Genomic DNA, 17,921 nt, shown 5'->3' on the forward strand with positions numbered 1-17,921 from the left:
CAATGAAACAGTGACAAACCCGGTGACAAACTCGTCCGTTTGGTCGGGTTGACGGCCTGCCCGGCGCTGCAAGTATGATGGCGCAAACATGTATACGGCCCCAGTCAAACGGGGCCGTATCGCCATTAGCCTTAGTATGGAGATAACCCTAATGAATAAGCCCTTGGACGGGGGCCTGGCGGCCTTGAACGTACCCGCGTACGTCAAGCACCGCGGCCTGATCGACTGGGTCGCCAGCGTCGTGGCGCTGGCCAAGCCGGACCGCGTCGAATGGTGCGATGGTTCGCAGGAGGAATACGATCGCCTCTGCGAACAGATGGTCCAGGCCGGCACCATGCGCCGCCTCAACCCGGCCAAGCGGCCCAATTCATTCCTGGCCTGTTCGGACCCGTCCGATGTGGCGCGCGTCGAGGACCGCACCTTCATCTGCTCCGATCGCGCCGAGGACGCCGGCCCCACCAACAACTGGGCCGACCCGGCCGAGATGCGCGCGACCTTGAACGGCCTGTTCGACGGCGCCATGCGCGGCCGCACGCTGTACGTGGTGCCGTTCTCGATGGGCCCGCTGGGTTCGGACATCGCCCACATCGGCGTCGAACTGTCCGACAGTCCCTACGTCGTGGTCAACATGCGCATCATGACGCGCATGGGCAAGCAGGTCTACGACGTGCTCGGCGCCGACGGCGACTTCGTTCCCTGCGTGCATTCGGTCGGCAAGCCCCTGGCCGCCGGCGAGGCCGACGTGGCCTGGCCCTGCAACGCCACCAAGTACATCGTGCATTTTCCCAAGAGCCGCGAGATCTGGAGTTTCGGCTCGGGCTACGGCGGCAACGCGCTGCTGGGCAAGAAGTGCTTCGCGCTGCGCATCGCCTCCACCATGGGCCGCGACCAGGGCTGGCTGGCCGAACACATGCTGATCCTGGGCGTGACCTCGCCCAAGGACCGCAAGTACCACGTCGCCGCCGCCTTCCCGTCGGCCTGCGGCAAGACCAACTTCGCCATGCTGATCCCGCCGCAGGGCATGGACGGCTGGAAGGTCACCACCATCGGCGACGATATCGCCTGGATCAAACCGGGCGCCGACGGCCGCCTGCACGCCATCAACCCCGAGGCCGGCTATTTCGGCGTGGCCCCGGGCACCAGCGAGCAGACCAACTTCAACGCCATGGCCACGCTCAAGGCCAACGTCATCTTCACCAACGTCGCCCTGACCGACGACGGCGACGTCTGGTGGGAAGGCATGACCGACACGCCGCCCGCGCACCTGATCGACTGGCAGGGCCAGGACTGGACGCCCGCCATCGCCCGCGAGACCGGCCGCAAGGCCGCCCACCCCAACGCGCGCTTCACCGCTCCGGCGGCGCAGTGTCCGTCGATCGACCCCGAATGGGAAAACCCGCAGGGCGTGGTGATCGACGCCTTCATCTTCGGCGGCCGCCGCTCCACCACCGTGCCGCTGGTGACCGAGGCGCGCAACTGGGTCGAAGGCGTCTACATGGCCGCCACCATGGGCTCGGAAACCACGGCCGCCGCCGTCGGCCAGCAGGGCGTGGTGCGGCGCGATCCGTTCGCCATGCTGCCGTTCTGCGGCTACAACATGAGCGACTACTTCACGCACTGGCTCAAGCTCGGCAAGCAGCTCGAAGCCGCCGGCGCCACGCTGCCGCGCATCTACTGCGTCAACTGGTTCCGCAAGGGCCCGGACGGCAAATTCGTCTGGCCCGGCTTCGGCGAGAACATGCGCGTGTTGCGCTGGATGCTGGGCCGCATCGACGGCCAGGCCGGCGGCGTGGACCAGGTGTTCGGCATCTCGCCCAGCTACCAGGACATCGACTGGACCGGCCTGGAATTCAGCCCCGACAAGTTCGAACAGGTCATGTCGGTCGACGACGGCGCCTGGCGCGACGAACTGGCGTTGCACGACGAACTGTTCGGCCAGCTGGCCCAGGGCCTGCCGGAAGACCTGCCCGCCACCAAGGCCAGGATCGAAGGGCGCCTGGCCGCCTGAGGCTGGGCAGACCAAGCCGGCCGCGCCTAAGCCGGCCGCGCCCGATCCCAAACCCGTGCACGGTGACGTGCGCGGGTTTTTTTTACGGCACAATCGTCCCATGAAACTCGACGCCGAAGACCTCGCCAAGATCACCACGCTGACGCTGGCCCACTACGAAGAAAGCGCCCGGTCCTTCGAGGAAGGCACGCGCGATCACGACGTCAGCCAGAACATCGCCGCGTTGCTGCGCCACATCGAGGGCAAGCCGCCCTGCGACATCCTCGACCTGGGCTGCGGCCCCGGCCGCGATCTCAAGACCTTTACCGCCCTCGGCCACCGCGCCGTCGGCCTGGACGGCACCCCCAGCTTCGTCGCCATGGCCCGCGCCGCCAGCGGCTGCGAGGTCTGGCACCAGGACTTCCTGCGCCTGCAACTGCCCGCCGCCCGCTTCGACGGCATCTTCGCCAACGCCGTCCTGTTCCACGTCCCCACGCAGGAACTGCCCCGCGTCCTGCGTGACCTGCGCGCCGCCCTCAAACCCCGCGGCGTCCTGTTCAGCTCCAACCCCCGCGGCGGCAACCAGGAAGGCTGGAACCGCGGCCGCTACGGCGCCTACCACGACCTGGACGGCTGGCGCGCTCTGCTGCAAGCGGCAGGCTTCGAAGAACTCGAACACTACTACCGCCCCGACGGCCTGCCCCGCGAACAACAACCCTGGCTCGCCAGTGTGTGGAGAAGGGTGGACTGACCGCACGACGCGATACACGCGTCACCGGCGCGCAGCGCATTCGCCACCCCATCAAACGCCTGGACGCCAATCTTGGCCGCCCGCGCGGCCAAGATTGGCAGCCCTGAAAGTTCCATTCCCTGCACACGGGTCCAGCAGCGCGACAGATCGGGAGGCCGCCTGCCCGAGGGGCGACCTACGAAGCACCTCCTCCCAAAGCCACAACTCCCCCGCCCGCATACATACGAAGCACAAACCGGATACCCACCGCAGCCACCGGCCATCCCCCCCTGACGGGCATCAAGCCACCCCACAATACCCGCACTCCCCGGATACCCGCCGCCAAATCCGGCTACCGCCCCGCCAGCGCCCGCCCGCAACATCCGCCTCACGATCTCAGCAACCCAGGAGGCAAACAAAATGAAGGGACTGGCCGATAAAACCGCCATCGTCACCGGCGGCGCCACGCTGATCGGCGCCGGCGTCGTCGCCGCGCTGCGCGCCGGGGGCGTGCGCGTCGCCATCTTCGATATCGACGCCGAAGGCGCCGCCCGCGTCGCCGCCAGCGACCCCGACGGCATCCGCGCGTGGCCGCTCGACATCACCGACGACGCCCGGCTGGCCCGCGCCGTCACTGAGGTCGCTGCCCACTTCGGCCGCATCGACTACTTGGTCAACCTCGCCGCCACCTACCTCGACGACGGCGCCGCCTCCGGCCGCGCCGACTGGCTGCGCGCCCTGGACATCAACGTCGTCAGCGCCGTCATGGCGGCCCGCGCCGTGCATCCGCACCTGGTGGCCGCGGGCGGCGGCGCCATCGTCAACTTCACCAGCATCTCGTCGCGCGTGGCGCAGACCGGCCGCTGGCTCTACCCGGTCTCCAAGGCCGCGCTGCTGCAGGTCACCCGCAGCCTGGCGATGGACTATGCCGGCGACCGCATCCGCGTCAATTCCGTGTCGCCCGGCTGGACCTGGTCGCGCGTCATGGACGAACTGACCCACGGCGACCGCGCCAAGACCGACCGCGTCGCGGCCGACTTCCACCTGCTGGGCCGCGCCGGGGATCCGGCCGAAGTGGCCGAGGTGGTCGCCTTCCTGCTGTCGGACCACGCCAGCTTCGTTACCGGCGCCGACTACGCCGTGGACGGCGGTTATTCCGCCATGGGGCCCGAGCAGGCCCGTCCCGCCATCCCGCGCCTGGCCGAATAAGCCCGGTCTTGCCGCATCCCGGCCCGCCGCGCATGCGGCGGCCGCGCACACCAAACAGGAGAACCATCATGCGTCGAATCGCAATCGTCGGGGGAGGGCAGGCCGGCCTGCCGTTGGCACTGGGCCTGCTGGACAAGGGCTACGAGGTGACCGTGGTCACCAACCGCGAGCCGGACGACATCCGCCGCGGCAAGGTCATGTCCAGCCAATGCATGTTCGATGCCTCGCTGCGGATCGAGCGCGACCTGGGGCTGAACCAGTGGGAGGCCGCGTGTCCGCCGGTCGAGGGCATCGGCCTGGCCGTGCCGCATCCCGAGCGCCCCGGCCACAAGCTGATCGACTGGGCCGCGCGCCTGGACCGCCCGGCGCAGGCAGTGGACCAGCGCATCAAGATGCCGGCCTGGATGGAATTGTTCGCCGCCCGCGGCGGCCGCCTGCTGATCCAGGATGGCGGCGTGGCCGAACTGGAGCTGCTGGCCGCCTCGCACGACCTGGTGCTGCTGGCCGCCGGCAAGGGCGACGTGGTCAAGCTGTTCGAACGCGACGCGGCGCGCTCGCGCTTCGACAAGCCGCAGCGCGCGCTGGCGCTGACGTATGTGCACGGCATGCACCCGGCGCCGGTGTTCTCGCGGGTCGCCTTCAACCTGATTCCCGGCGTCGGCGAATACTTCGTGTTCCCCGCGCTGACTCGCAGCGGTCCCTGCGAAATCATGGTGTTCGAAGGCGTGCCGGGCGGCCCGATGGACTGCTGGCGCGACATCAGGACGCCGCAGGATCACCTGGCCAGGAGCCTGGACATCCTGCGCACCTTCCTGCCCTGGGAGGCCGAGCGCTGCGCGGCCGTCGAGCTGACCGACGCCAACGGCATCCTGGCCGGCAGCTTCGCGCCCACCGTGCGCAAGCCGATCATGACGCTGCCATCCGGCCGCCTGGTGCTGGGCCTGGGCGACGCCGTGGTCACCAACGACCCCATCACCGGCCAGGGCTCGAACAACGCCACCAAGGCCTGCGCCGTCTACCTGGAAGCGATCCTGGCGCGTGGCGACCAGGCCTTCACCGCCGACTGGATGCGGCGGACCTTCGAGCGCTTCTGGGACTACGCCAGCGCCGTGGTCGACTGGACCAACTCGATGCTGCTGCCGCCGCCGCCGCACCTGCTGCGGCTGCTGCAGGCCGCCGGCGACGCGCCCGCGCTGGCCAGCGCCGTCGCCAACGGCTTCAACCATCCGCCCAACTTCTTCCCGTGGTGGACCGACGCCACGGCCTGCGATGCCTTCATCGCCGACAAATCCACCCGGGCGGCGGCGTGATGGCGGCCCTGGACTGGGGCAGCACCGACCTGCACCCCAAGGTCCTGCGCGGCGTGCTGGGCAGCTATCCGACGGGCGTGGCCATCGTCGCCACGCGCTGTCCGGACGGCCGCAAGGTCGGGCTGACCATCAACTCGTTCGCCTCGCTGTCGCTCGATCCGCCGCTGGTGCTGTGGAGCCTGGTGAACCGTTCGCCCAACCTGGCGGCGTTCCGCGATTGCGACCACTTCACCATCAGCGTGCTGGCCTGCGGCCAGGAAGCGCTGGCGCGCCGCTTCGCCGACCCGGCCGTGCCGGACAAGTTCGAGGGCGCCGAACTGCACGAGGTGCCCGAGGGCGTGCCCGCCATCGCCGGCGCCGTGGCCACGCTGGTCTGCGCCAACGACCAGCAGAGCCCGGCCGGCGACCACCTGCTGCTGTTCGGCCGGGTGTTGCGCGTGGCCACCGCGCCGGCGATGGCGGCCACGCCGCTGGTGTTCCACGCGGGGCGCTTCACGGCGCTGACGTAGCGCGCGGCGCCAGGTCGGCCCGCGCCGGCATGGGGGCGCATGCGCCATCGCTTCATCAACCTTCCCGGTCCGCGTGGCCGGCCGGAGCCTGTGATGCCTGTTTCATCGACGTCCGACGCCCAGATCATCGTGGTGGGCAGCGGCATGAATTCGCTGGTGTGCGCGGCGCTGCTGGCGCAGCGCGGCAAATCGGTGCTGGTGCTGGAGCGCAACGACCGCCTGGGCGGCTGCATCCGCACCGAGGAACTGTTTCCCGGCTACCGTCACGACGTGCTGTCCAGCTGGTACCCGCTGTTCGTCGGCGGCCCCGCCTACGCGGCCCTCAAGCCGGCGTTGCAGACCGCCGGCCTGGAATTCGCCCAGTGCGACTACAGCACCGGCCTGGCGCTGCCCGACGGCAGCGGCATCGCGCTCAGGCAGGACATCGCGGACAGCGCGCGGCGCCTGGACGCCTGGGCGCCCGGCGACGGCCAGGCCTTCGGCGCCATGGCGCAACGCCTGTTCGGCGAAGACGCCGCGCTGACCTTCGGCCTGCTGGGGCAGAACCCGTATGGCGCCGGCATGCTCAAGCTGCTGTTCGGCGAGTGGCGCCGGCGCGGCCTGGACGGCCTGATGGCGTTCGCCGCCGATTCGCTGGAGAGCTTTCGCCGCTGGTCGGACCGTGAACTGCGATCCGACGCCGTGCGCGCGTTGATCGCGCCGTGGGTGCTGCACACCGGCCTGGGACCCGACGACGCCTGTTCGGCGCTGATCGGCAAGCTGACCTTCGCCGCGGTGGTGGCCGGTGGCATGCCGGTGGTCAAGGGCGGCAGCCAGGGCGTGGTGGATGCGCTGGCCAAGGTGATTGAGCACCACGGTGGCCGGCTGCTGACCGGCAACGCCGTCGAACGCATCCTGACGCGCGGCGCGGGCCGCCGCCGCCGCGCCGTCGGCGTCGTGGCCGCCGGCCGCGAATACCACGCCACCGAAGCCGTGGTCTGCAACGTCACGCCTGGCCAACTGTACGGCACGCTGCTGCCCGATGCGCCCGAGCCAGTGCGGCGCCGCGCCGCCGGCTACCGCCACGGCCGCGGCGGCATGCAGATCCATTTCGCGCTCGACGCGCCGCCCGACTGGCGCACGCCGGAACTGCGCCAGGTGCCGCTGGTACACCTGACCGAAAGCATGGAGCAGGTCTGCGCCTCGGTCACCGAAGCCGACAACGGCCTGTTGCCGGCGCGGCCGACGCTGGCCATCGGCCAGCCTGTGGCCGTCGATCCGTCGCGCGCGCCGGCCGGCGGCTGGATCCTGTGGGTGCAGATGCAGGAGCTGCCGGCGCGCGTCAAGGGCGATGCCGCCGGCCTGATCGACACGCCCGCCGACGGCCGCTGGACCGAGACCTTGCGCGAAGCCGTGGCCGACCGCGTGCAGGCGCGGCTGGAGCCGGTCATGCCCGGCCTGGCGCAACGCATCGTCGGCCGCCGCAGCTACTCGCCGGCCGACCTGGAGGCGTTGAACTGCAACCTGGTGGGCGGCGATCCCTACGCGGGCGTCTGTTCGCCCGACCAGTTCTTCTGGCTGCGCCCCTTCGCCGGCAGCCATGGCGCGAGCGGCCACCGCACGCCGCTGCGCAACCTTTTCCACATCGGCGCCGCCACCCATCCGGGCCCCGGACTGGGCGGCGGCTCCGGCTATCTTGTCGCGCAACATCTCGCGCCCCGCGGGGGCAGGAGCGGAACATGAAGAGACACCTGACACGCCGGCTGGCTTGCGCCGCGGCATTGGCGCTGGCCGGCGGCGTGGCGCAAGCCACCGAAGGCGGCGGCCTGGGCATCTATCCGGACGGCCTGGAGAACTTCATGTCGGGCGCGCTGCCGCCGCCTGGCGTGCATATGCTGGTCTACGCCGGCGGCGCCCGCTACGACAAGCTGCGCGGCAACGACGGCGAACGCCTGCCGGTGCCGGACTTCAAGGTCGACGTCAACGTGCTGGCCCCGCGCCTGATCTGGGTCACGCCGCAGCAGGTGCTGGGCGGCCAGCTGGCCTTCCATGCCATCGCGCCGCTGCTGGACGTGACCTTCAAGGCCGGCGGCCGGCGCTACCGCAGCACCGGCCTGGGCGACATGACGCTGGGCGTGGCGCTGGGCTATCACCTGTCCGAATCGCTGCACTACGTGGTCGGCCTGGACATGTACGCGCCCACCGGCGAATACGATCGCAAGGACCCGTCCAGTCTGGGCAAGAACTACTGGACCGCCCAGCCGGTCTTCGCGCTCAGCCGCATCAGCCCGGACGGCTTCAATGCCGATCTGAAGCTGATGTACGACTTCAACTTCCGCAACTCGGCCACCGACACCCGTTCCGGCCAGGCCATCCACGCCGACTACGCCTTCGGCTGGGGCGTGGGCAAGGGCTGGGTGCTGGGCGTGGGCGGCCACGCCTTCCAGCAGGTCACCGACGACAGCGGCCCCAACAGCGCCGCCGGCCGCGCCCGCGCCTACGGCGTCGGCCCCTCGGTGCGCTACATGAACGACCGCGGCTGGCTGTTCACCGCCAAGTGGCAGCAGGAATTCCAGGTCAAGAACCGGCCGGAAGGCGCGCAGCTTTACGTCAAGCTGGCCATTCCGTTCTAGCGGGGGCATGCAGCGCCTGGTCCAAAGGCGGTGGCCTCGCCGGCCCGGCAGGAGGAAGGGGGCTGGCAAGGCGGGGCGCAAACCGCCTGTCGCCGCGAATGGGCTAGACTCAAGGCTCCTTTTCGTTTCAAGTTGCCATCCATGATTGTCAAAGCCTTGCGTGTCGGTTTGGGCCAGCTGATTGTGCTGGGCGATGCGCTTACGCGGCCCCGCCCGCAGCAACGCTCGGCGCAAGGCCAGGCCGCCGTCGATAGCGAGGCGGCCGCGCTGTCGCTCTACCAATTCCATGCCTGCCCGTTCTGCGTCAAGACGCGGCGCGCCATCCATCGTTTGAACGTGCCGGTTGCGCTGCGCGATGCCAAGGGGGATCCCCGGGCGCGCGCCGAATTGCAGGCCGGCGGCGGCAAGGTCAAGGTGCCTTGCCTGCGCATCGAGGAAGCGGGAGGCACACGCTGGATGTACGAGTCCAGCGACATCATCGCCTACCTTGAACAACGCTACGCGAACGTGGCCTGACGGAGCCGCGCCATTGGCACGCGCCGCCCGTCTTGCCTTGCTGACCGTGTGCGCGGCCGTCGCGCTGGCGGGCTGCGATTCGTCGCCGCCGCCGCCGCCCGCGGGGTCCAGGTTCACGGCCGAAACCCTGGCCACCCAGGAAACGCCACCCGAACTCCAGTTCAGGGGAGAGCTGGCGGGCAAGCCCATCCACCTGCTCATGCATGAATGCAAGGTTTACAAGGTGGACTCGGCGGAGGGCGGCAATGTCGCCTGGACGTTGGTGCTGGAGGGCGATTTCTCCCTGTTGCCCACGCGCTGCGTGCGCCAGGAACTGACCGCGGGCAAGGGCTTCGTGAAGGCGTTCATTGGCCGCCAGGCGTTCGGCGCTGGCGGCTGCTGCGCCGGCATCCCGGAATACCGCTCGACCGACGGGCTGACCTGGAAGCCGCGCTGATGCGCGCGACGCTAGGCAGGGAGCCGTGTGCGATGGACCAGCGCCACGGCAGCCTGAACGGCAGGCCCCGCCCGTCTTGTCGACGTTGCCGCTTCAACCGTGCCGGCGCACGCTCTGGCTGGGGCTTTCGCCGTAGCGCGCCTTGTAGCTGGCGCTGAAGCGCCCCAGGTGGGCAAAGCCCCAGCGCAGCGCCACGCCGGCGACGTTCTGGCATTCGCCGGACACCAGCTCGGCGCGCGCCCGCTCCATGCGCAGGTCGCGCAGATAGTGCATGGGGCTGATTCCCAGGAATTCCTTGAAGCCGGCATACAGGCTGCGCACGCTGACTCCCGCGATGCGCGCCAGCTGCTCGGCGCTGACCGGTTCGTGCGCATGCGCCTGCAGGTAATCCTGCACGCAGCGCACGTGGCGCGGCAGCACCGCGCCGCGGCGGCCCGCCGGGGTGGCGCTGTAGTTGTGGGGCAGGGTGGACAACAGCGTCGCCGCCACCAGCTGTTCCATCTGGTGCACGATCAGCTTGTGCTCGGCCAGGTCGGCGTGCTGCGAGGAACAGTCCAGCAGATACGCCATCAGGCAGCGCCAGGCCGGACACTCGCGCCAGCGGAACCCCAGCTGGAAGCGCAACGGCCGCTCCAGGGTACAGCCCAGGTGGCCCACCAGCGTGCGCTCCAGCAGCGAGCGGCCCACGCGCAGCATGAACTGGTCGTTGTCGTCGGCCCAGTGCATCGCCAGGTCGTCGTCCGGGCTGACCACCGAGGCCACGTCCGGCGTCGAATCCACCCGCTGCGGCCCGCTTTCGATCAGGGCGGTGCCCGCCAGCGGCATCTGCACCAGGAAGAAGTCCTCCAGCGGTCCCGGCCGGATCTCGACGTGCGCCCCGTAGCGCAGCCGGTTCAGCGACACCTCGCCCAGCGGCTGGTGGTGCATGCGCGCGTTCAGGCGCTGCGTCGAACCCACCACCCCCAGGTGGTGGGGCCGCATCACCCGGCCCACCATGGCACGCGCCTCGTCCAGGTCGCCCGAGGCGAACAACTGGTGCGCGGGCGTCGCCAGGATGGTGTCGGCGCGCCAGCCGGCGGCGCCGGCCATTCCCGCTCCCGCCGAGCGCGGCTCGGCGGGGTGCCATGATGCCTCGGCATCGGACTGCGTCATGTTCAGCATGGCCGGGATTCCTTGCTCTGTCCTGATGTCCGGCGGGCAGCGGCCACCGGTTCCCCTGGCGGCCGCACGGTTGCGGCGCGCCTTTATGATGGTCCTCATAATAAAGCGCCGGGCCTGTGACGGGACTGCTGGAAAACCCGTCCCGCCGACCGCGGAACTATCCGTTTTTCGCCGCGCCTGTCCGGGGACTGCGAAAAATCGCCATCGGCGCCAATGGGCGACGCCTGCGCTCAGAGAATGGCCTGCAGTCCCTTGTCGGCGATCAGGTTGAGCAGCTTGAGCGCAGGGCCGGTGGGGCGGGTTTCGCCCTGTTCCCATTTGCGCACGGTCGAGGCCGTGGTGTGCAGGTGCAGCGCGAATACGGGTTGACTGAAATTCAAGGCTTCACGCAGCCGGCGGATGTCGGCTGCGCCAAAGGTCCGTACGGGGGGCGGGCAGAGGCTGTCGAACTCGCGCATGGTGACCTTGGTGATGGCGCCCGCTTCCTGCAGCGCCGCCAGGTCGCCACGCACCGACTCAATGATCTTGCTCACAATGAATCTCCAACAATATGCCGGCCCCCAGCGCCTTCGACAATGCCTCCGGCGATAGCTCGAGAAACATCTTCCCGGCGAATCGCAGCGCCTTCTGCTCATCCTGTGTGATGTTTTCCTGGCTGTTTTTGGAAAATCCATGCAGGAATACGTAGCAGTGGCCTACTCGGGCGGAAATCAAAGTACGGTAGCCATGGCTTTTTCCGCCGCCAGGACGTGCGACTCGTTGTTTGTAGAGCAGGCCGCCAAGGTTGGCGTCGACCAAGCCGCTTTCCATTTCCCTCACCGCCATGCAAAGGGCAGTATCGGGTAACCGTTCGCTTGCTTGCCATCGGGCGAAGTGTTTTCGCTTCAGGACGCGCTTCATTTCTACCTCCGTACTATACCCGATACGGGTATGTTTTATATTGTCAATGCCTCCGTTTTCTGGCGGCTTTCGTCTGAGTTGCAGGACGGGCCAAGGGATGTCCTCCAGGTCTCCCTGCGAGGCGGTTTGCACAGAGCGCTTATTTGTCTTGTGAACTTATCGCGGACGGACAGGTTTTGCTCGGCGAACAGGGATCAGCGTGTCCACCTTGGTCGAGCGCCCAGGCATTGCGCTTGCTGCTCCCGCGGACCAGGCGCATGGGGCGCCTCGCTCGGGAGAATTGCATGAAAGTGAATCTGAAACCGTTGCGTGACCAGGTCATCGTGATCACGGGCGCCGGCAGCGGCATCGGCGCCGTGACCGCGCGCATGGCGGCCGCCAAGGGGGCCAGGGTGGTGCTTGCGGGCCGCCAGGAGGCGGCGCTGGAACAGGTGGCGCGGGACATTACGCAGGAAGGCGGCGCCGCCGCCACCGTGGTGGCCGACGTTGGCGTGCAGGAAGATCATGAGCGCATCCTCGCGCTTGCCGTGGAGCGGTTCGGACGCGTGGACACCTGGGTGAACAACGCCGGTGTGTCGATCTACGGCACGCTGGAGCAGGTGCCGATCGAAGACCAGCGCAAGTTGTTCGACACCGACTACTGGGGCGTGGTGTATGGCTCGCTGGCCGCCGTGCGGCACATGAAGGCCACCGGCGGCGCGATCATCAATCTGGGCAGCGAAGTGTCCGATCGCGCGGTTCCGCTGCAGGGCGCCTATTCGGCGGCAAAGCATGCGGTCAAGGGCTACACCGATGCCTTGCGCATGGAGCTGCGGCAACTGGGCGCGCCGATTTCGGTCACCCTGATCAAACCGGCCTCGATCGCCACCAAGTTCACCGAACACGCGCGCAACTACATGGACGCCCAGCCGGACCTGCCTCCGCCCATCTATGCGCCCGAGCTGGTGGCCGAGGCCATCCTGCATGCCGCGCAGACGCCGGTGCGTGATCTTTTCGTGGGCGGCGCCGCCAGGGCGATTTCGGCCTTTGGCCAGAACATGCCGGGGTTGGCGGACCGTATGGCGGGTTGGCTGTTTCGCCACCAGCGAGGTCCGCGGACCTACGAGGAAATGGGGCAGGATTCGCTGTACGACGCCGGCGGAGAACATGCGGCGGTGCGGCGCCCCGGACGCAGGTTCAGCGCGTATTCCTGCAGCGCGATGCACCCGCAGGCGACGACGCTGGCCGTGCTGGCGCTGGCGGGCGGCGCGCTGGCATGCGTGCTGCGCGGACGCCGCTGATCCGCTACTTATCCAGCCACGGCGCTTCCTTCCAGAGCGCCTGGAACTCCGCTTCGCCGGCCGCCAGTTCCTTGGCGTACTCCGGGGGCGGCAGATAGCGCAGCGGGGCGAACATGTCCCTGGCCTTGGCCTGGAACTCTGGATCGTCCACCGTGCGTTTCAGGGCGGAGACGAGCTTGGCGCGCACATCGTCGGGCAGGCCCTTGGGCGCGGCCAAGCCGCGCAGCGATGCCAGCTCGAAATCGAAGCCCTGTTCCTTGAAGGTGGGCACGTCCGGCAGCGCCGCCGACCGCGTCTTGCCCATCTGGCCCAGCATGCTCAGCGGCGTTCCGCCTTTCTGGTATTGCAGCGCTTCGCCCACGTTGATGGCGCCGATCGTGATCTCGCCGCTCGCCAGCGCGCCGCGTACCTCCCCGGCTCCCTTGTAGGGGATGTGGCTGAGCTTGCTGCCGGACACCCGCTCAAAGCGCAGCATGGCCAGGTGGTCATCGGAGCCCGTGCCCGTGGTGCCTACCGTCACCTTGCCCGGGTTCTTCTTGGCGTAGGCGGACAGGTCGGCCAGGGTCTTGATCGGGTTGTCGTTCAGCACCGAGAATGCGCCGGGATCATCGATCAGGTTGCCCAGCAGATCGAAGCTGCGCCAGGTGAAACTGGTCTTGCGCTCGATGGGAATCGTCAACAGGTTCGGCGTGTTGATGAAGCCGATGGTGTAGCCGTCGGGCTGGGCCCGGGCCAGCTCCGAGAATCCAATCGCGCCGCCCGCGCCTGGGCGGTTCAGCACGACGATGCGGGCATCGCCGCCCAGGTATTTCTGCAGATAGGGCGCCATCATGCGGGCCACCAGGTCGGTGCCTCCGCCCGGCCCGTACGACACGATCAGGTTGATCGGGTGTTCGGGATAGCCGGCCGCTTGCGCGCCGCCGGTCAACAGGGCGGCGCCCGCCAGCAGGGTCGCAAGGGCGCGCCGCGTCCAGCGTTTGTCTTGTCTTTGCATGAATTGTCTCCTTGGTATTTTGGCGGGGTCCGGCCTGCGTCGCGCCTTGCGGCGCGGGCAGCGGCCCCGCCGCGTTGTTATGTCAGGTTTGCGATGCGTTTGGCCGCCAGCGGCCAGGCCTGCGGATTGATGAGTTGTGGTGGGCGTTCGCCACGCAGCATCGCGGCGAGCTGCGTGGCCGATGAACGGGCGACGTTGCGCCGGGCTTCGTGCGTGACGCCGGCGGTATGGAAGGTGGCGACGACGTTGGGCAGGCCCAGCAGCGGCGCGCCGCGCTCGGGCGGCTCCTGGTCCCAGACGTCCAGCCCCGCGCCGCGCAGATGCCCCGCGCGCAGCGCGTCGTGCAGCGCCGCTTCGTCATGGATGCCGCCGCGCGCCGTCGTGATGAACACCGCTCCGCCTTTCATGGCCGCGAAGGCCTTTGCGCCGAACAGGCCGCGCGTGGAGGCGTCCAGCGGGCAATGCAGCGACACCACGTCGGACCGCGCCAGCAATTCGTCCAGCGACACCGGTTCCGCGCCGCGGCTGCGGATGACGTCGGCGGACAGCAGCGGATCGTGCGCGATCACGCGCAGGCCGAAGCCGCGCGCGATGCGGGCGACACAGGTGCCGATCTTGCCGATGCCGACCAGGCCGAGGACGCGGCCATGGATTTCGTGGCCCATCAGATCTTCGCGCGTGAAGCCGGCGTCGTGGCGCAGGCGATGGTGGGATTCCACCACCCGCCGCTGCACGGCCAGCAACAACGCGTACGTGTGCTCGGCCACCGACTCCGCGTTGCCTCCCGCCTGGTTGACCACGGCGATGCCCGCCGCGGTGCAGGCCGCCACGTCGATTGTGTCGTAGCCCGCGCCGCCGGACGAAACGCATACCAGGTCTGGGCATTGCGCGATCAGTTCGGCATTGACGAACCATTGCCGCGGCAGTTCGTCCTTGGCCGCGGAAACGTGATACGCATGGGCCGACTTCAGGCCGGCCAGCGTGCGGGCATCGTCGCCCCTTGCCGGCAGCACCGACAGCGAGATGCCGGGCGTGCCGCCGATGATCTCGTCGAACACCGGATCGAGCCAGAGGTCCAGGCGGCAGAGCCGGGCGGGTTTGGAATGTGCCGCCACGCTCACAGCACGCCTCGCGCCGTGAGCGTGGCGTCGACCCAGGCGCGATCCAGCGTTCCGCGCGCGATGTCCTCCAGCACGCGGGTTTCCGCTGCGGCGATCGCGCGCACGCGCGCCGCGATGGCGGGCGCTTCGTCGGCGCGGATCGCCAGCAGTCCGTCGGCATCGCCCACCAGCAGGTCGCCCGGCAGCACCACCATGCCGTCGATCGCCACCGGCACGTTGATGGCGCCCGGGCCGTCCTTGTAGGGTCCGCGATGGGCGACGCCGCGCGCGTAGACGGGAAAGTCGCCGGCGCCGATCGTCTCGCTGTCGCGGATGGCGCCGTCGATCACGAAGCCCGCCAGCCCGCGCCTGGCGGCCCATCCCGCCATGATCTCGCCGATGATGGCGTTGCTCATGTCGCCGCCCGCATCGACCACGATCACATCCCCCGGCTCGGCGGAATCGATCGCCTTGTGGACCATCAGGTTGTCGCCGGGCCGCGTGCGCACGGTGTAGGCGCGGCCCAGGATGCGGCGGGTGCGATGCATCGGGCGCAAGGCCGAGGTTCCGGTCGCGCGGCTCATCGCATCGCTGATGTTGGCGACCGCCAATGCTTCATATGCCGCGAGTGTCTCGCGGCTGGGGCCGGCAGGACATTCCTGCAGCGTGAATCCGAACTCCGACATGGCGTCTTGTCTCCTTGGATGGATTGTCCGAGGCGACTCTACGCCGGGCTCACGGCGGTTTAAAGCGAATAATTTGATGTCGAAAACAACGCTTTTTGGAAAGCGTCGCCAGGGGCGTACGCGCAGAGGGGCTAGATCATCCCGGCGGGCGCGTGGAAATCCAGGCACGCCTGCGCGTGCGAGCGCAGGCTCTCCAGCATGGGCCGCGTATCGTCGCGGCGCCATTGGAAGGTGTAGGCCAGGGGCGGCAATGGCGGAAAGCGCGGCAGCCGCCGCAGGTCGCCGCGCTGGATGAGAACCTGGGCCCAGGCGGCGGGCAGGAAACCCAGCCCCAGTCCCTGCCGCAGCATGGCGGCAATGCCGGGCCAGCTGTTGCAGCATTGATTGCGGCCTGGCGATACGCGCTGCTCGGTCAGCCAGTCGTCGAGAATACGGATCGCGCCCGAGCTTTGCGGCAGGGTGATGAGCGTCAGGCCAGGCAGGTCGGCCACTTCGAGCGAGGCCGCATCGGGCACGGCCCTGGCCGACACCACCCATTCGAAATGGGCGCTGCCAATCACGCGCGAGGCCAGCGAAGACCGGGACGAGGGCCCCGCGATCACCGCGAAGTCGAGCTCGCCTTCCTCCAGCCCGCGCTCGACCAGTTCGCCCACGCCCACGAAGGGCTCGACCAGGAGGTTGGGGTGCGCCTGCTGGATGACGTCGATCAGCCCGGCCATCCAGGTCATGGCGGTCAGCTCGCCGGCGCCGAAGCGGCAACGGCCGGAGTAGCTGAGGTTGTTGCTGGCTTGCTGCATGAACTGGTCCGCATTGCGCAGCAAATCCTTGGCATGGGGCACCAGTTGCTCGCCAAGCGCGGTCAGGGTCGCGCTACGGGCGCTGCGGCTGAACAGCGCGGCGCCGATCGAGGATTCCAGCTCGCCGATCCGCTTGGACAACGACGACACCGAGATATTCAGCCGATTCGCGGCGATGGCAAAGTTCTTGCAGGTGGCGGCCCAGTAAAAGGCCTCGAGTTGCTTGAGCGTCATGGGGGCGGAGGATCGGGCCGGCAGCGAACCGATTGAGGGCGACGAAAAGTGTAATAAAGGTCTTCAATAAAGTCACTTTATTCAACTCTCGGCCCGGCCTATAGTCTTTCGCCGTCAAGACCCTTGCACGGCGGATCGGCCGCCGAGCGCCGCCAGGAATCCCATCATGTCAGATCCGCTGCGCCGCATGCTCAGCCTGCACGACTTCGAAGCCGCCGCCCGGCGGATACTGCCCAAGCCCCTGTATGCCTATGTGTCGGGCGCGGTGGAAGACGGACAGTCCGAACGCGGCAATCGGCAGGCCTACGACGATTACGGGTTCCGGCCCAAGGTGCTGGTGGACGTGTCCCGCCGCAGCACGCGCTGCACGGTGCTGGGCCGCGAGTACGCGGCGCCCGTTGGCGTGGCGCCCATGGGCATTGCCGCGCTGACCAGCTATCGCGGGGACGTCATGCTGGCCCGCGCCGCGGCCGAGGCGGGCGTGCCCTGCATCATGAGCGGATCTTCGCTGATCCGCCTGGAAACCGTGATGGAGGCGGCGCCCGGGACCTGGTTCCAGGCCTACCTTCCCGGCGACGGCGCGCAGATCGCCGCGCTGATCGATCGCGTCGCCGCAGCCGGGGTGGACACACTGGTGCTGACCGTCGATACGCCGGTCGCCGCCAACCGCGAGAACAACGTGCGGGCGGGCTTTTCCACGCCGCTGCGGCCCAGCGTCGGCCTGGCCTGGCAGGGCGTCACGCACCCCCGCTGGTTGATCGGCACCTTTCTGCGCACGCTGGCCCGCCACGGCATGCCGCACTTCGAAAACAACTATGCGACGCGCGGCGCGCCCATCCTGTCCGGGAATGTGCTGCGAGACTTTTCCGATCGCGGCCACCTGAACTGGCAACACGTGGCCGCCATACGCAAGACCTGGAAGGGCAGGATGGTCCTGAAGGGCATCCTGCACCCGGATGACGCGCGGGCCGCGCGCGCGCACGGCATGGACGCGGTCATCGTGTCCAACCATGGCGGCCGGCAGCTCGATGGCAGCGTTTCTCCCTTGCATGCCTTGCCCGCCATCGTGGACGCCGCGGGCGGCATGGACGTCATGCTCGACAGCGGCGTGCGGCGAGGCACGGACGCGCTGAAAGCGATGGCGCTTGGCGCGCGCTGCGTGTTCGTGGGCCGTCCGTTCAACTACGCGGCGACGGTGGCCGGCCAGCGCGGCGTGGCCCATGCCATCGCGCTGATCGTCGAAGAGATCCGGCGCAACATGGGCCTGCTCGGTATCGTCGACCTGCGAGAGGTGAACCAGAGCCTGTTGCAACGCAGCCGGTAGTCGCGTGTATGGTTTTTTAAGGCAATGTCCGAAGCATGTCTTCTTCTTATGTATGGTTTTTATGAGAATTATGCCTGCTACAAAAGCCGTACAATTCAGCCATGTGTATGGGTGTGACGGTAAGATTCGACCTGTC

At 68.6% G+C, this 17,921-nt stretch carries 18 protein-coding genes; 11 read left to right on the top strand and 7 right to left on the bottom strand.

Annotated features, from left to right (window positions below; all coding sequences use genetic code 11):
* The first annotated feature begins 151 nt into the window (after positions 1 to 151).
* The 9 genes from ACVN9Z_RS17620 (at position 152) to ACVN9Z_RS17660 (ending at position 9,309) form a co-directional block, all read left to right on the top strand.
* On the top strand, positions 152 to 2,008 hold the full coding sequence (locus ACVN9Z_RS17620; RefSeq protein ID WP_458212441.1) for a phosphoenolpyruvate carboxykinase (GTP): 1,857 nt from the start codon (positions 152 to 154) through the stop codon (positions 2,006 to 2,008).
* Positions 2,009 to 2,108: 100 nt separating this feature from the next.
* Complete coding sequence (locus tag ACVN9Z_RS17625; protein ID WP_458212442.1) at positions 2,109 to 2,738, top strand: class I SAM-dependent DNA methyltransferase; 630 nt, start codon at positions 2,109 to 2,111, stop codon at positions 2,736 to 2,738.
* A 399-nt stretch (positions 2,739 to 3,137) separates the two neighbouring features.
* Positions 3,138 to 3,926, top strand: coding sequence for an SDR family oxidoreductase (locus tag ACVN9Z_RS17630; protein WP_024068487.1), 789 nt, complete (start codon positions 3,138 to 3,140; stop codon positions 3,924 to 3,926).
* Between the two features lie 68 nt (positions 3,927 to 3,994).
* Positions 3,995 to 5,236, top strand: coding sequence for a styrene monooxygenase/indole monooxygenase family protein (locus ACVN9Z_RS17635; protein ID WP_458212443.1), 1,242 nt, complete (start codon positions 3,995 to 3,997; stop codon positions 5,234 to 5,236).
* Positions 5,236 to 5,745 carry a flavin reductase family protein gene (locus ACVN9Z_RS17640; protein WP_038503236.1) on the top strand — a complete coding sequence of 170 codons (510 nt, stop codon included), beginning with the start codon at positions 5,236 to 5,238 and terminating at the stop codon, positions 5,743 to 5,745. The genes ACVN9Z_RS17635 and ACVN9Z_RS17640 overlap by 1 nt, the downstream gene beginning before the upstream one ends.
* 93 nt (positions 5,746 to 5,838) lie before the next feature.
* The gene (locus tag ACVN9Z_RS17645; protein ID WP_458212444.1) at positions 5,839 to 7,467 is read left to right on the top strand and encodes a phytoene desaturase family protein; all 1,629 of its coding nucleotides are present in this window, start codon (positions 5,839 to 5,841) and stop codon (positions 7,465 to 7,467) included.
* Positions 7,464 to 8,357: a SphA family protein gene (locus ACVN9Z_RS17650; RefSeq protein WP_458212445.1), complete on the top strand. Its 894-nt coding sequence runs from the start codon at positions 7,464 to 7,466 to the stop codon at positions 8,355 to 8,357. Before ACVN9Z_RS17645 ends, ACVN9Z_RS17650 begins: the two co-directional genes overlap by 4 nt.
* A 141-nt stretch (positions 8,358 to 8,498) precedes the next feature.
* Positions 8,499 to 8,873: a glutaredoxin family protein gene (locus ACVN9Z_RS17655; RefSeq protein WP_458212446.1), complete on the top strand. Its 375-nt coding sequence runs from the start codon at positions 8,499 to 8,501 to the stop codon at positions 8,871 to 8,873.
* A 13-nt stretch (positions 8,874 to 8,886) separates the two neighbouring features.
* Positions 8,887 to 9,309, top strand: coding sequence for a hypothetical protein (locus tag ACVN9Z_RS17660; protein WP_054472547.1), 423 nt, complete (start codon positions 8,887 to 8,889; stop codon positions 9,307 to 9,309).
* 93 nt (positions 9,310 to 9,402) lie between these two features.
* Here the strand turns inward: ACVN9Z_RS17660 and ACVN9Z_RS17665 are convergent, their stop codons facing one another.
* From ACVN9Z_RS17665 to ACVN9Z_RS17675, 3 genes are all read right to left on the bottom strand, one after another.
* Positions 9,403 to 10,470, bottom strand: coding sequence for an AraC family transcriptional regulator (locus ACVN9Z_RS17665; protein WP_006384093.1), 1,068 nt, complete (start codon positions 10,468 to 10,470; stop codon positions 9,403 to 9,405).
* Positions 10,471 to 10,700: 230 nt separating this feature from the next.
* Positions 10,701 to 11,003 carry a helix-turn-helix domain-containing protein gene (locus ACVN9Z_RS17670; RefSeq protein WP_006384094.1) on the bottom strand — a complete coding sequence of 101 codons (303 nt, stop codon included), beginning with the start codon at positions 11,001 to 11,003 and terminating at the stop codon, positions 10,701 to 10,703.
* Positions 10,987 to 11,370, bottom strand: coding sequence for a type II toxin-antitoxin system RelE/ParE family toxin (locus tag ACVN9Z_RS17675; protein WP_045953107.1), 384 nt, complete (start codon positions 11,368 to 11,370; stop codon positions 10,987 to 10,989). The genes ACVN9Z_RS17670 and ACVN9Z_RS17675 overlap by 17 nt, the downstream gene beginning before the upstream one ends.
* Before the next feature lie 284 nt (positions 11,371 to 11,654).
* Here ACVN9Z_RS17675 and ACVN9Z_RS17680 point away from each other — a divergent pair, with 284 nt between their 5' ends.
* Complete coding sequence (locus tag ACVN9Z_RS17680; RefSeq protein ID WP_006384096.1) at positions 11,655 to 12,650, top strand: SDR family oxidoreductase; 996 nt, start codon at positions 11,655 to 11,657, stop codon at positions 12,648 to 12,650.
* A 4-nt stretch (positions 12,651 to 12,654) separates the two neighbouring features.
* Here the strand turns inward: ACVN9Z_RS17680 and ACVN9Z_RS17685 are convergent, their stop codons facing one another.
* The 4 genes from ACVN9Z_RS17685 to ACVN9Z_RS17700 form a co-directional block, all read right to left on the bottom strand.
* The gene (locus ACVN9Z_RS17685) at positions 12,655 to 13,644 is read right to left on the bottom strand and encodes a tripartite tricarboxylate transporter substrate binding protein (protein ID WP_458212447.1); all 990 of its coding nucleotides are present in this window, start codon (positions 13,642 to 13,644) and stop codon (positions 12,655 to 12,657) included.
* 77 nt (positions 13,645 to 13,721) lie between these two features.
* Positions 13,722 to 14,765 (bottom strand): hydroxyacid dehydrogenase, encoded by a 1,044-nt coding sequence (locus ACVN9Z_RS17690; protein WP_054500126.1) that lies wholly within the window; start codon positions 14,763 to 14,765, stop codon positions 13,722 to 13,724.
* Entirely contained in the window at positions 14,762 to 15,430 is a 669-nt protein-coding gene (locus ACVN9Z_RS17695; RefSeq protein ID WP_006384099.1) for an RraA family protein, read from the bottom strand. The genes ACVN9Z_RS17690 and ACVN9Z_RS17695 overlap by 4 nt, the downstream gene beginning before the upstream one ends.
* A gap of 131 nt (positions 15,431 to 15,561) precedes the next feature.
* The gene (locus ACVN9Z_RS17700; RefSeq protein ID WP_006384100.1) at positions 15,562 to 16,461 is read right to left on the bottom strand and encodes a LysR family transcriptional regulator; all 900 of its coding nucleotides are present in this window, start codon (positions 16,459 to 16,461) and stop codon (positions 15,562 to 15,564) included.
* A gap of 166 nt (positions 16,462 to 16,627) precedes the next feature.
* On the opposite strand from ACVN9Z_RS17700, the gene ACVN9Z_RS17705 reads away from it, so the two are divergent.
* Complete coding sequence (locus ACVN9Z_RS17705; RefSeq protein WP_054483692.1) at positions 16,628 to 17,785, top strand: alpha-hydroxy acid oxidase; 1,158 nt, start codon at positions 16,628 to 16,630, stop codon at positions 17,783 to 17,785.
* The last annotated feature ends 136 nt before the right edge of the window (positions 17,786 to 17,921 follow it).

This window comes from Achromobacter sp. KK8 (genome assembly GCF_054188005.1).

Bases quoted from the DNA above. Each gene is read 5' to 3' on its own strand.
- ACVN9Z_RS17700 (WP_006384100.1), bottom strand. From the start codon at position 16,461: ATGACGCTCAAGCAACTCGAGGCCTTTTACTGGGCCGCCACCTGCAAG.
- ACVN9Z_RS17625 (WP_458212442.1), top strand. From the start codon at position 2,109: ATGAAACTCGACGCCGAAGACCTCGCCAAGATCACCACGCTGACGCTG.
- ACVN9Z_RS17665 (WP_006384093.1), bottom strand. From the start codon at position 10,470: ATGCTGAACATGACGCAGTCCGATGCCGAGGCATCATGGCACCCCGCC.
- ACVN9Z_RS17635 (WP_458212443.1), top strand. From the start codon at position 3,995: ATGCGTCGAATCGCAATCGTCGGGGGAGGGCAGGCCGGCCTGCCGTTG.
- ACVN9Z_RS17705 (WP_054483692.1), top strand. From the start codon at position 16,628: ATGTCAGATCCGCTGCGCCGCATGCTCAGCCTGCACGACTTCGAAGCC.
- ACVN9Z_RS17695 (WP_006384099.1), bottom strand. From the start codon at position 15,430: ATGTCGGAGTTCGGATTCACGCTGCAGGAATGTCCTGCCGGCCCCAGC.
- ACVN9Z_RS17630 (WP_024068487.1), top strand. From the start codon at position 3,138: ATGAAGGGACTGGCCGATAAAACCGCCATCGTCACCGGCGGCGCCACG.
- ACVN9Z_RS17645 (WP_458212444.1), top strand. From the start codon at position 5,839: ATGCCTGTTTCATCGACGTCCGACGCCCAGATCATCGTGGTGGGCAGC.
- ACVN9Z_RS17650 (WP_458212445.1), top strand. From the start codon at position 7,464: ATGAAGAGACACCTGACACGCCGGCTGGCTTGCGCCGCGGCATTGGCG.
- ACVN9Z_RS17685 (WP_458212447.1), bottom strand. From the start codon at position 13,644: ATGCAAAGACAAGACAAACGCTGGACGCGGCGCGCCCTTGCGACCCTG.
- ACVN9Z_RS17620 (WP_458212441.1), top strand. From the start codon at position 152: ATGAATAAGCCCTTGGACGGGGGCCTGGCGGCCTTGAACGTACCCGCG.
- ACVN9Z_RS17680 (WP_006384096.1), top strand. From the start codon at position 11,655: ATGAAAGTGAATCTGAAACCGTTGCGTGACCAGGTCATCGTGATCACG.
- ACVN9Z_RS17655 (WP_458212446.1), top strand. From the start codon at position 8,499: ATGATTGTCAAAGCCTTGCGTGTCGGTTTGGGCCAGCTGATTGTGCTG.
- ACVN9Z_RS17640 (WP_038503236.1), top strand. From the start codon at position 5,236: ATGGCGGCCCTGGACTGGGGCAGCACCGACCTGCACCCCAAGGTCCTG.
- ACVN9Z_RS17675 (WP_045953107.1), bottom strand. From the start codon at position 11,370: ATGAAGCGCGTCCTGAAGCGAAAACACTTCGCCCGATGGCAAGCAAGC.